General features: G+C 47.6%; 13 protein-coding genes. 6 read left to right on the forward strand and 7 right to left on the reverse strand.

Features of this window, described 5'->3' with window-relative positions; genetic code table 11:
* Nucleotides 1-79: 79 nt before the first annotated feature.
* The 5 genes from AC4G47_RS17950 to AC4G47_RS17970 all read right to left on the reverse strand — a co-directional run bounded on the left by AC4G47_RS17950 (nucleotide 80) and on the right by AC4G47_RS17970 (nucleotide 3,409).
* Nucleotides 80-199 carry a hypothetical protein gene (locus AC4G47_RS17950; protein ID WP_017688846.1) on the reverse strand — a complete coding sequence of 40 codons (120 nt, stop codon included), beginning with the start codon at nucleotides 197-199 and terminating at the stop codon, nucleotides 80-82.
* Between the two features lie 99 nt (nucleotides 200-298).
* On the reverse strand, nucleotides 299-556 hold the full coding sequence (locus AC4G47_RS17955) for a YolD-like family protein (RefSeq protein WP_491102071.1): 258 nt from the start codon (nucleotides 554-556) through the stop codon (nucleotides 299-301).
* 153 nt (nucleotides 557-709) lie between these two features.
* Nucleotides 710-1,057, reverse strand: a complete 348-nt coding sequence (locus tag AC4G47_RS17960; protein ID WP_491102072.1) for a hypothetical protein — start codon at nucleotides 1,055-1,057, stop codon at nucleotides 710-712.
* Between the two features lie 118 nt (nucleotides 1,058-1,175).
* Nucleotides 1,176-1,697, reverse strand: a complete 522-nt coding sequence (locus AC4G47_RS17965) for a hypothetical protein (RefSeq protein WP_458126606.1) — start codon at nucleotides 1,695-1,697, stop codon at nucleotides 1,176-1,178.
* A 71-nt stretch (nucleotides 1,698-1,768) separates the two neighbouring features.
* Nucleotides 1,769-3,409, reverse strand: coding sequence for a GGDEF domain-containing protein (locus tag AC4G47_RS17970; RefSeq protein WP_491102073.1), 1,641 nt, complete (start codon nucleotides 3,407-3,409; stop codon nucleotides 1,769-1,771).
* A 300-nt stretch (nucleotides 3,410-3,709) separates the two neighbouring features.
* Here AC4G47_RS17970 and AC4G47_RS17975 point away from each other — a divergent pair, with 300 nt between their 5' ends.
* Genes AC4G47_RS17975 through mnhG form a run of 6 tightly spaced genes read left to right on the forward strand, consistent with a single transcriptional unit; the run spans nucleotide 3,710 to nucleotide 9,618 of the window.
* The gene (locus AC4G47_RS17975; protein ID WP_491102074.1) at nucleotides 3,710-6,664 is read left to right on the forward strand and encodes a Na+/H+ antiporter subunit A; all 2,955 of its coding nucleotides are present in this window, start codon (nucleotides 3,710-3,712) and stop codon (nucleotides 6,662-6,664) included.
* 1 nt (nucleotide 6,665) lies between these two features.
* Nucleotides 6,666-7,004: a Na(+)/H(+) antiporter subunit C gene (locus AC4G47_RS17980; protein WP_458126603.1), complete on the forward strand. Its 339-nt coding sequence runs from the start codon at nucleotides 6,666-6,668 to the stop codon at nucleotides 7,002-7,004.
* On the forward strand, nucleotides 6,997-8,475 hold the full coding sequence (locus AC4G47_RS17985; protein WP_458126602.1) for a Na+/H+ antiporter subunit D: 1,479 nt from the start codon (nucleotides 6,997-6,999) through the stop codon (nucleotides 8,473-8,475). The genes AC4G47_RS17980 and AC4G47_RS17985 overlap by 8 nt, the downstream gene beginning before the upstream one ends.
* Before the next feature lie 6 nt (nucleotides 8,476-8,481).
* A complete protein-coding gene (locus AC4G47_RS17990; protein WP_491102075.1) occupies nucleotides 8,482-8,958 on the forward strand; it encodes a Na+/H+ antiporter subunit E in 477 nt (158 codons plus the stop codon).
* Nucleotides 8,958-9,242: a Na(+)/H(+) antiporter subunit F1 gene (locus AC4G47_RS17995; RefSeq protein WP_017688855.1), complete on the forward strand. Its 285-nt coding sequence runs from the start codon at nucleotides 8,958-8,960 to the stop codon at nucleotides 9,240-9,242. The genes AC4G47_RS17990 and AC4G47_RS17995 overlap by 1 nt, the downstream gene beginning before the upstream one ends.
* Nucleotides 9,226-9,618 (forward strand): monovalent cation/H(+) antiporter subunit G, encoded by a 393-nt coding sequence (gene mnhG, locus AC4G47_RS18000; RefSeq protein ID WP_458126600.1) that lies wholly within the window; start codon nucleotides 9,226-9,228, stop codon nucleotides 9,616-9,618. The genes AC4G47_RS17995 and mnhG overlap by 17 nt, the downstream gene beginning before the upstream one ends.
* Nucleotides 9,619-9,748: 130 nt before the next feature.
* On the opposite strand, the gene AC4G47_RS18005 is transcribed toward mnhG, so the two are convergent.
* Both AC4G47_RS18005 and AC4G47_RS18010 read right to left on the reverse strand, forming a co-directional pair.
* Entirely contained in the window at nucleotides 9,749-10,921 is a 1,173-nt protein-coding gene (locus AC4G47_RS18005) for a rhamnogalacturonan acetylesterase (RefSeq protein ID WP_491102076.1), read from the reverse strand.
* 51 nt (nucleotides 10,922-10,972) lie between these two features.
* Nucleotides 10,973-11,992 carry a dienelactone hydrolase family protein gene (locus AC4G47_RS18010; protein WP_491102077.1) on the reverse strand — a complete coding sequence of 340 codons (1,020 nt, stop codon included), beginning with the start codon at nucleotides 11,990-11,992 and terminating at the stop codon, nucleotides 10,973-10,975.
* Between the last annotated feature and the right edge of the window lie 56 nt (nucleotides 11,993-12,048).

Consider the following 12,048-nt stretch of genomic DNA (forward strand, 5'->3'; position numbering starts at 1 on the left):
CAAACATCCATCCAAAATCTGAAATAAAAAAAACTCTGCCAAGGTGGCAGAGCTTCTTTCAACCATTTGAATGCTGCAATTATACCAAGAACGCTTTGGAGATGATAACCAACAGGATGAACAGAACCAGAATGGCACCTACAGAAGTGAAACCTCCGTAACCGTAGCCTCTTGTTTCTCCACCTAATACTTCGCTCATTGACCGTACCTCCTCTGCAACAGGTATGGGTTATCTTATGCAGGAAGAACGACTTTGACAGGGCGGATGCCCTAATTATTCAAATGCTGTTTATTTCGTTCAGTACCATGGAGATTGTACTCGCATGATATCCAGAAAAGGTACCTTTGCCGTGAACTCTTCTTCTGTATACTCTACATGAACGAGTCTTGTACGGGAGTCCATTTTGACGATGACTCCTTGCACCTGATCTTCTTTGCCCCATACCGTCAACAGTACTTCCGAACGTTCACGAAAGGCTTCAACCAGCTGATTTCCCAACTCTTCAAGTTCAAACTCATCCCGTGTAGGTCTTTTAGCTACTTTTGCTTTTGCCAATGTGGCTGCCTCCTCTACTCCGACGTCCCGATTCCACGGGTTGATTGCCGAGTTCATATTCAATTAGTATACCATTCATTTACGTTCGTGTAATGTCATGGAACCCCAGATTGAACAAATTCCTCAGGCAAGTCACCGTTAACTGTGTTCCCCCTATTCTTCTCCAGACTCCACAATGATGCTGTACTCATTGGATCGGGATTCTCCTGCCCGTTTTTGTCCATTCCATTCGTACGTGTACATGACGGTCAAGGCTCCTTGAAACGTACCTGTCTGTTCAGAAGATAACTGCACTACATAGGAAATGTTCCTTTCCGTGCCAGGCTCAATCTCACCCACATGCAGAACCCGTGGCGCGGAATACTCTGGTATGCTCCATTGGATCTGACCCGCAGTAAATGAACCAAGCGTGATGCCTGTCTGTATGCTGCCAAACGAACGGGTAAAAATAAAACCGTAACGTCCCTTGATCTGACATAGCTCTTCTTGGAAAAACATCAAAAAAAGTTGTGCTGTACACCGAATTTACGGTTGTACAACACAACTTTTTTTTGGGTTTGCTTATGATTAATTAGCCGATCTTCCCCCTAAATCTATACCTACAACGATGTCTGTATCATCATTCCGCCCATTCCCAGCGATGACGATTTTGCTCCAGCCTTGGGTGTAGATCTTCAGACGATCCGTCGATGATAAGACGCAGTTCCTTGATCCAATCCTTAAAGGAATCGAACGAAGCGAACAGATTCGCCATCTCGGTTGTCATATACAGAAAATGAGGAGCCGGGTATTCCGCAGTAATATGGCGCAGCGCGCTATCCACAGGAGTATATTTCTTTCTCTTGCCCTCCAATCCCTCCACACGTATGCGTAAGGTTGGATGTTCCCGCCGCCAATCATGCAGGCGGTCTTCTCTTTTGTAATATGCCTGAATCGGATCCCGGCTCATCCGCTTATATGTGCTCTCGTGTAATGGATACAGCACGAGTTGTACAAATGAACGAGTATCTACCGTTGCAGCGGCTCGTTCAAGTTGTTCATCGGTCACATGTTCAAACGAGTCATAAAACGTCAGTGTCCCTTTATGGCTGGCCGCAGGTGGCTCAAACCCGTAAGGTACCGATGCATATTTTCCAGACATTTCACCCCTCCTTGTCTATACACAGAATCATACAAAGGTGATTGGAATCACTCAGCTAATACTATTATATGCTAACTCCCCTGCTTCAACTCGGAATAAAATGTCATTCTATTCTTACCAGCACGTTTCGATTCGTACAGAGCTTCATCCGCCATTCGGATAATCTCACTTGGGTTGCCGCTGTTGGTCGGATATTCAGCCCCTCCGACGCTACATCCAATCTGAATTCGCTCGTATTCAATAATAAACGGCTTGTTCAGGCTTTGAATAATCGCTTCTGCATAAGCGCTGGCTTCCTCCTTCGGATGACTTCCAACAGAGCGAAGTACAATCAGGAACTCATCTCCGCCCAAGCGAACCGTTATGCCCTTCTCCTGACCAAGAGCTGACAGACGCTGGGCTACTTTCTGTAGCAGAACATCCCCAACCTGGTGTCCAAGTGTATCATTGACACGTTTGAATCCATCCAGATCCAGATAAAGAAAAGTCAGCTTATGATTTTCACTTTCGGTCTCCAAAGACTCTTCCAGATACACTTCAAGTGCAGTACGATTCGGCAGACTAGTCAACTGATCAAAATGTGCCAGATTCTGCATCACGACCAGCTCCGAGTCTTTATTCATAAGAGATGTCACCATATCCCGAAGGGATCGGGACAACACTTCGATCTCCTTAATCCCTTTATTCTCGGGAATCTCAAGAACATCTCCTACTCGCAGTCGATTGGCTACTCTGGTCAGAAGCACAATTGGGGCAGAGATCAGACGAGAGACAAACCAGCCAATAAGTGCAAATAGCACGGTAACAGCAAGCCCTGCCCACACATTAAACCACATCAGATCAAATACGGAAGCCAATGCAGTAGACTTGACTTGACGAATGACTACGGTCCATCCTAATCCGGGATAATCCAGGTGACCTTGGCTATAGGCATAGCCTGTGACATAGTCATTCCCATCAGCCCATTTTTCAATGGACCAACTGCTTTTGTTACGCTGAGCCTCTGCGATACCAGGTAACATCAGCTGTTTACCGATCCATTCCTTGGGCCCCAGCAGTACCGTATGTTCACTTTTGCTCACGATAAAGAACTCAATGTCCTTTTCTTCCCACTTGAGCGGAGCAAGTACTGATTCCTCGACTTCCTTCGCCCAGGCCCAGCTTAAATGTGCAGCGAGCACACCTTGAATTTGACCTTTGCTATCCTTTAACGGAAAACTGATATCAACGAATTGCAACGGCTCCCCCGTTGGATTCGGAAGTAGCTTGGCAAGAAGTACTGCATTATGCACATCTCCAATAAATTCTCCCTTAATTCCCTCCTGATACACAGGTCTCTCCGATAAATTTTCACCAATCAAGATCCCATCCGTCGCGGCTAAAACTTTTCCCTTCGGGTCCATGAATCCAACCCATGAGAAAGAGGGAAAGCTATCTTGTAGCTGATCCAGCAACATTTGAATCTCCGCAGGTCTGAACCCATCTTCCAACGCTGCCATTCGGCCCAACAGGTCCAGCTCGCCGGCGCGAGCGGACATGAACCGATCGAGCTTGTCCGATGCCTGTGAGGCCGTGCCTGTAAGCGAGTGACCAATCTCTGTCTCTACAGCAACGAATGACTCCTGGCTAAAAATAGATCCAATCGTCAGGGTAACCAGCAAGGATAAAACAGCGAAGATGATAGTAAGCACAGTTCTGATTTTGAATGACATTATTTCCTCCATTACACGGTGAAACCATCTTGCTTCTCAACATAACTATGCTGTAAAGGGTACACGGAATGTCACCTAATCGTTTTCATATTTATCGGAACTTCTGTGTTGTTTCATTATACACATCCATACAATATTATCCTGAAGTCTTCACCGTGTTTCTTCCATTCAAAGAATAGATACGATTCTGTATATACATACTTGGGTTATGAATATAGAGAGCAAGCATATCCTTTGAGGATTATGCGCCTGTATGTCACAGAGAGAGTAGTCGAAATACTAAACATTGGGGGTGTAATGTTGAGCCTGCTTCATGTTGCTGTTATTCTGCCTTTTGCCGCTGGCATTCTTCTTGCCATGCTGCATCGTTTCTCCCGTAAATTACATCTGGGATGGCCGGTTCTCCTTGTCCCGGCACTTTTATTTGTATACTTTGCGAGCCTCATACCCGCAGTGTCCCAGCGCAATACCGTATCCGGAAATATCCCATGGATTCCATCACTGGACATTGGATTTAACTTATATCTGGACGGTCTAAGCCTGATGCTGACACTGCTAATCACCGGAATCGGTGTCCTGGTTGTTCTCTACTCCATCTTTTACATGGATATGAAAGAAGCTCTGAACCGCTTCTACCTGTATCTGTTGATGTTTATGGGAGCCATGCTAGGTGTGGTACTGTCTGATAACATGATCGTGCTGTATGGATTCTGGGAATTGACTAGTATTACGTCATTCCTGTTGATTGCTTTTCATTACAAACGTAAAGCCTCGACATCAGGAGCACAAAAGTCATTCCTGATCACCGTATTTGGCGGATTCGCCATGCTGACCGGTTTCATGATGATGTATCTCATCACGGGAACATTCAGCATTCGCGGAACCATTGCTGGATTGGGACAGTTTCAGGAGAGCATCCTCTATCTGCCCGCACTTGTCTTAATTCTGATTGGAGCTTTCACCAAGTCAGCGCAATTCCCGTTTCATATCTGGTTGCCGGATGCCATGGAAGCTCCAACACCTGTGAGTGCTTATCTGCACTCGGCCACCATGGTCAAGGCTGGACTGTATGTTGTAGCCCGATTCACACCGATCTTCGGTGGACAGGGGCTCTGGTTCTGGCTCGTTACCGGCGTTGGTCTTCTGACCTTGTGTTACGGATCATTCCTGGCGGTGAAAAAAACCGATCTCAAAGCGATTCTCGCCTATTCGACCATCTCTCAACTTGGTCTGATCATGTCCCTGTTAGGGGTTGGATCTGCTGCTCTCTACTTCGGATATGGCGAGTCCTCTGCAATGTACACCGTAGCGATAACCGCTGCGCTGCTTCACCTGTTTAATCATGCGACCTTCAAAGCCGCTCTGTTTATGGTCGTTGGAATTGTTGATCATGAAACGGGGACGCGTGACATTCGGAAGCTCGGTGGACTTGCTTCATTTATGCCAGTAACGTTCTCCGTGGCACTGATTGGTTCACTTGCTATGGCTGGTATTCCACCGTTTAACGGATTCCTAAGTAAGGAGCTGTTCTTCCAGGCTATGGTCGAAGTCACGCATCTGCGAATCTTTGGACTTGGGTCCTGGATTGTTCTTTTGCCGATATTCGCTTGGCTTGCAAGTGTATTTACCCTGATCTATGCGCTTATTATCGTGTTCAAAACATTCCTCGGTCGTAGCCAAAGCGAGATTCCTGCCGAGAAGTTGCACGAAGCGCCTGCCGGTATGCTTATTCCACCCGTTGTTCTCGGTGTTCTTGTCATCGTATTCGGACTTTTTCCGAACCTGCTGGCTGGATCACTGATCGAACCGGCAATGGCCGCTGTGCTTCCTTCCCTATTGAATGGGAACGAACGCTTCGATGTACATTTCTCCCTGTGGCATGGATGGACTCCGGAACTTATTATGACGATCGGAGTCGTGATTCTGGGAATCACTCTCTACAAGCTGTTGCCACGATGGAGGAATATTTATGAGCATTATCCGCAAGGATTAACGATTAACAATATGTACCATGTCGTACTGGATAATATTCAGCATTATGCACGCAAATGGACGGAAGCCTATATGAATGGCTCCGTTCGTAGTTATCTTGTGTATATTTTCTCATTCACGGTCGCGCTACTGGTCTATGCCTTCTTCCGTTCAGGAGAAAATATTACATGGAATCTTCAGGGCAATGCGCCCTTCTCATTCTATGAGGTTGTACTGTTAGTCACACTCATCGGTGCCGCAGTTTCGATTCCTTTTGCCAAGAACAGACTCTCGGCAGTGATTATGACCGGAGCAGTTGGTTACCTTGTAACTCTGCTGTTCGTACTCTTCCGGGCGCCGGATCTGGCATTAACGCAGATGATTGTTGAGACGGTATCCGTTGCACTGTTTTTGCTCTGTTTCTACCATCTGCCTGAACTGCAACGTGGCAAATCAAGCCGCAGGTATCTTACTGTGAATATGATTGTAGCGATTGCAGTGGGGATCGTGATGACTTTTGTAGCACTGGCTGCAAGCGGGACCGCATCACTGGAGAGCATCTCCACCTTTTTCTTGCAGGAAGCCTACAACTCGGCTGGTGGTAAAAATGTCGTTAACGTGTTACTCGTAGATTTCCGTGGATTCGATACGTTATTGGAGATTATGGTGCTTGGCGCTGCTTCATTGTCCATCTACTCCATGATTAATCTGAATCTGGAAGCGAAGGATCTCGGCGCCAGATTGAAATTCCGCAAGAAAGAAGAAAATCAGGATTCAGAGCTTGATTTAGACGATGAAGCGGACAATACGAAAAAGTATGGAAACCGCGAACGTAGCACTTCCTCGTGGGACACCGTACCGTTGCAGAGTAATGATGTATTGCTGCAAACGACCACCAAGGTCGTTGTCTTCATCATTCTGACATTCGCCATGCATCTCTTCTTCGCAGGACACCACAATCCGGGCGGAGGCTTCATTGGAGGCTTGGTAACAGCAGCAGCACTGGTATTGATTGCTCTGGCATTCAGTACAGATACGATACGCAAAGCGTTACCCATTGATTTTCGCATTTTAACAGGGATCGGCTTGGCGATAGCCCTACTCACGGGCGCGGGTTCATTCCTATTCGGAGTCCCGTTCCTCAGCCAAACCTACGGATATTTCGAACTCCCTTTGCTGGGAGAGACAGAACTCGCCACGGCCATGCTCTTCGATCTTGGCGTTTATCTCGCTGTCCTAGGCGTCACCATGACCATTATTCTACAGATCGGGGAGGATCGTTGATATGGAAATATTGATGTGTGTGGCCGTTGGCATTCTGTTTGCGGTTGCCGTCTTTTTAATCTTGTCACGGAGCCTGCTCCGGATCGTGCTTGGCGTTTCCATACTAACCCATGGCGTGCATCTGCTATTAATTACCATGTCACGTCTCAAAACTGGTTCACCACCACTGCTGGGGGAGATGGCTGAACGTTATGTCGATCCACTTCCCCAGGCGTTGATATTAACATCCATTGTTATTAATTTCGGACTCACTGCTTTCTTCTTCGTACTCTCCTATCGCTCCTATCTGAAGCTGAAAACAGACGACATGGAAGAAGTCAGGGGGCGTCCATATGAATAATATCGTGGTACTGCCTATACTGCTGCCATTGATTACAGGTGTGCTCGCCCTTCTGTTTTTCCGAAAAACGCACATCCAGCGAATCATTAGTGTTATCGGACTTTTGTTCACAGCAGCAGTCTCAACGATACTCATTACTCGTGTGGCTCAATCCGGAGTTCTGACGCTTAATATGGGAGGATGGGCACCTCCCTACGGTATTGTGCTTGTTGCTGACATGGTATCGGCATTGCTTGTCGTTGCCGCTTCGATCATTGCACTGGCGTGCTTGCTGTATGCGTTCCGCAGTGTAAACAAGGAACGTGAGGAACATCACTTCTATCCGTTCTTTCATTTCCTGATCGCAGGAGTTAACGGTTCATTCCTAACCGGAGACTTGTTCAATCTGTTTGTCAGCTTTGAACTGATGCTCATCTCTTCCTACGCTCTAATTGTATTGGGAGGCACGGAAAGGCAGTTGCGTGAAACGATCAAATATGTGTTGATTAACATCGTCTCTTCAGCACTGTTTGTCGCTTCCATTGGCTTCCTCTACTCCATTACTGGGACATTGAATATGGCACATTTATCAGTGAGAATCGCTGAAGTGGGACAGAGCGGGGTCATTACCCTGATTGCCGTACTCTTCCTGATCGTATTTAGTATCAAGGCAGGACTGTTCCTGTTCTTCTGGTTATCAGGCTCTTATGCAGCACCACCTGCTGTCGTAACAGCACTGTTCGCAGGATTGCTGACCAAAGTTGGCCTGTACGCCATTGTGCGAACATTCACACTGATCTTCTATCATGATCCGGATTTCTTCCATGCATTGATCGGATGGATGGCTGGTGCAACCATGGTTCTGGGCGTCATCGGTGCGATCTCATACCGCGATGTGAACAAGATTCTAATCTACAACGTCGTTGCAGGTGTAGGCTTTGTCGCTTTCGGTATGGCATCAGCCAGCCGTCCTGCACTGGAAGGTCTGCTCTTCTACATGCTGCATGATATGTTGATTAAAACCTTGCTCTTCCTGCTCGGCGGCGCCTTGATTGCCGTTGCCGGGACATCCAAACTCGATAACATGGGCGGACTGATTCACCGCTATCCGCTGCTCGGCTGGATGTTTTTCATTAGCGCACTTGCCTTGGCAGGCTTGCCTCCATTCAGTGGTTTTCCGGGCAAGTTGCTTCTCTTCGAAGGCGGCTTGCAGGCAGGATTGTATGGCCTTACCGGCATTGCCGTACTGTCCAGCTTGCTGATGTTATATTCGGTACTGCGAATCTTCATACAGGCTTTCTGGGGCGAACCGCCTGCCGGGGTTGTTAGACGTCCTTACGCGGTGAACGGCTTGCTGATTCCTGCCGGAATTCTGTTTGTATTCATCATCGTAATGGGTGTGGGGGCTGAAGGCATGTTCCAATTGACCTCCCGCGCAGGCGATATTCTACTGCATCCCAATATTTATATTGATGCCGTATTGAAGGAGTAGATGTCTATGGCCTTTCAGATTGTACTGAATCTTATCATTGCCTTTGTATGGATGTTTCTGAACAATGCCTGGAATGGTGTTGGTTTTCTCATAGGTTACCTGCTCGGACTACTTCTCATCGGGGGGATGCGCAGATTCTTCCCCCAACGCTTCTATATTGTGCGAATCTGGGCCATCTTCAAACTAATGATACTGCTGTTCAAGGAACTGGTGCGGGCCAGCGTTGAGGTTATACGCCAGATCATCAAGCCCAAGCTCGATATAAGGCCAGGTATTTTCACGTATAAGACTCAATTGTCATCGGATTGGGAGGTCACCCTGCTCTGTCTGCTCATCTCATTGACACCAGGTACTCTGCCGCTTGAGATCTCAGGTAACCAACGCAAACTTTTTATTCACGCTCTGGATATCAAGGATGAACAAAAAATGAGAGATGATATCCAAAACACATTTGAAAAAGCCATTATGGAGGTGACGCGTTAATGTTATCCTCACTGTTGTTCATCTCATTGCTCATTCTCTCCTTAGCCATTCTGGGTTGCCTGTACAGAGTGCTCCGGGGACCATCCATGGCTGACCGAATCACAGCATTGGATACCATCGGCATCAATGTAATTGCCATCGTTGCCGTTCTGTCGATGATGCTGCAAACCCAGGCCTATCTGGATATCATCTTACTGATTGGCATTCTGGCTTTTCTAAGTACGGTAGCATTTGCACGTTATATTGAACGGGGGGCGGTATTCAAAAATGATGGAGATCGTTAAGATAACCGCTGAAACGGCTATAGGTTTACTCGTACTGCTTGGTGCTCTACTCAGTGCAGTCAGTGCGTTCGGACTTATCCGTCTGCCTGACGTATATCTTCGTGCCCATGCCGCAACCAAAAGTATGACACTTGGTGTGTTCTGTGTACTAAGCGCTACATTTTTCTTCTTTTGGTACTTCGACAATTATATCAGTGCCCGCTTGTTGCTAGGTATCCTGTTTGTATTCATTACGGCTCCAGTCGCCGGACATCTGAATGGTCGGGCTGCCTATCGCACAGATGTACCGCTGTGGGAGCAGAGCGTTCAAGATGAACTGGAACCCTTGTTAAAGGGTAAAAAGGTGAACCATGAGGCCAAGGATATGATGGAGTAAATCCTAGGCCTATGCATAACAAAAACCCCCGAGGATCAACCGCTCGTTTCGCGGTATGTCCCGGGGGTATTTTGTTTTATTTTTCATCAATACTTCTTATCAACCAAGATTGGAATGACTGACCGGTTCGTCAGAATCCATTCAGTCCCTGTCTTCTCAGATCCGCAGCAACAATGCGGGCAAGCTGGGCAGCACCTTGCCGATTCGGGTGCAGACTATCCCCTGTCATATACAGAGCGAGTGTGGCTGCCGGACCAATCGACGTGAAATAAGCAGAACTCAGCTTGTTCAAGTCAACGAGACTCACTCCCTCTTCCTGAGCCAGTGCACGTGTGGATTGATTATACCAGCGATTCTCCGCTTGATGCACATTAGCTGAATTAAAATCAGTTGCCCTGCCCTGAGGTGTGGAAAGGATAACCGTCGCTCCTTTATTCTTCGCCTGGCGCACCATATCTCGCATAATCTCTTTGAACTGAGCCTCCGTTGTATTGTTCTTGGCATTGGTATCATTAATCCCGAATTGCAAAATAAAATAATCTCCTGGCTTGATATACTTCAGAATCGCCTCCATCTGACCATCATCACGGAAACCTCTCGCAAACTGACCACTTGCCGCCATATTGCGAACCTGAAACGTAGTATTGTTCACATAGGACGGAAACAGCTGTCCCCAACCTCCTTGTACACTGCTGCCAAGCGGATAGTAATTGCAGACTGTTGAATCGCCACCAATGTAGATCGTGCGGTTGGTTACCGTCTGATTGGATATTTTTCGGATTTCGAGAGCACTAAGTGTGAACGCGGTACCCGTCTTCCCTTCCGTAACCAGCAGGTTTAATTGTCCATCAGTCACCGGGATCTGGAACTGATCCGCTGCCCCGTTGCCCGTCATATTGATGATCTGGTATACACCTTCTGCAGCCACGCTGGCTCTGGCAGTATTGCCCAGGACCACTTTAACTTCATATAGGCCATTGGACAGATTCACATTGAAGGTATTGGTGCTCTTCGTGCCGTAAGTCAGAAACTGCACAGCGTCTCTCTTAACCCCGCTTCCCGAGGCAGACACATTCCTCATCTGTGCAGGTGTGTTGAAGCCATAGCCTTTCATAGGCGTATAGGCATCTCCTGCGGACACACCTGTGTAACCGCTCTCAACTGGACCCGAGCCAAAATCAAATCTGTAGTTGTCCGTTGCAGCCTCAGCGACCTGCCCCCCTCTGCTTCCCAGACCTCCCCCGATCGTACTTGTAAACAGAATAAGACACAGTAGATATTTTACGGATGTTGACCATTTCATTACTGAATTCTCCTCTCGATTCAGAATTAAATTGGTGCATAATCCACAACCTTACAGCACTTGATCAAGCCAGTCATACGCTTTTGCTCCGCTAATCTCATGTCCTCCTGTAAAGAAATCCGCATCCAGCGCTTCCTTTGCTCCCGCCTGTTCATAGATGTGTGTCAATCGCTCATAGGCCTCTCTTGCTGCATGGAGCGGAAATACCTGGTCATCACTTCCTGCTTCAATAAAAAGTGGCCTAGGGACAATCAGACCGATGATGTCCGGCAAATCCGCTTCACGCAGAATTCCTGGCACATAATTGTCCAGACAATGGTTCCGATCCAGTATGCTGCCATGGAATGTACTTGCATAACCACTCACTACAACTGCACGGAAACGTTCATCCAGCGCAGCTGTAAATGCGGTAACGAGTCCACCGCCAGAAATCCCCATACTTCCGACTCGCTGCGAATCCACATCAGGCCGAGTCGATAAATAATCCAGTACTCGCGTTGTTTCATATACCCGATGCCCGGCAAGGGTCTGCCCCACCATGAGCAGATGCGAAGCAATTTTCGTACAGGAGCTTGCACCTGGTGGCGCTTCACGATCTTCCTCCAGTCTGCGATCACCAAATCCGAGCAGCTCTGGAGCCGCAACCACGTAGCCCCGCTTCACTAGAGCAACTGCAAAATCCTTGTGTAATCCAGGCTCTCCTGTCCTTGGCGAACCATCCGGTTCCATACCAGAGATCTCCCGGCTGCCATACCCGTGCCCGTGACATGCTACGATAGCAGGTCTTTTCGCATCGGTAACACTTATATCACTTGGAATTAACACATATATAGGCATGCGAAGTCCTGCATAGGTCGTGATCTCGATCCGCTCCCGTATATATCCGTCACAAGTGTTGCGTTCCAGTAATACAGGATGAAGTGCTGCCGCCATCGTTGGAAAACCACCCAGTCGTTCTTTTACGCGTGTACGCAACTGACTGCGCCATAACTCAAGGGGTTGATCTGCATGATAAGCGGAACGGCCACGAAGATTGGTTTGTTGTTGCAGGTAGGCTTCTATATCCGACATGGGCTTGTGTCCCTCCTGTTTTTCATAGGATAACTTAGATGATCGACCGACCGAAA

This window comes from Paenibacillus sp. Negev47 (assembly GCF_058313655.1).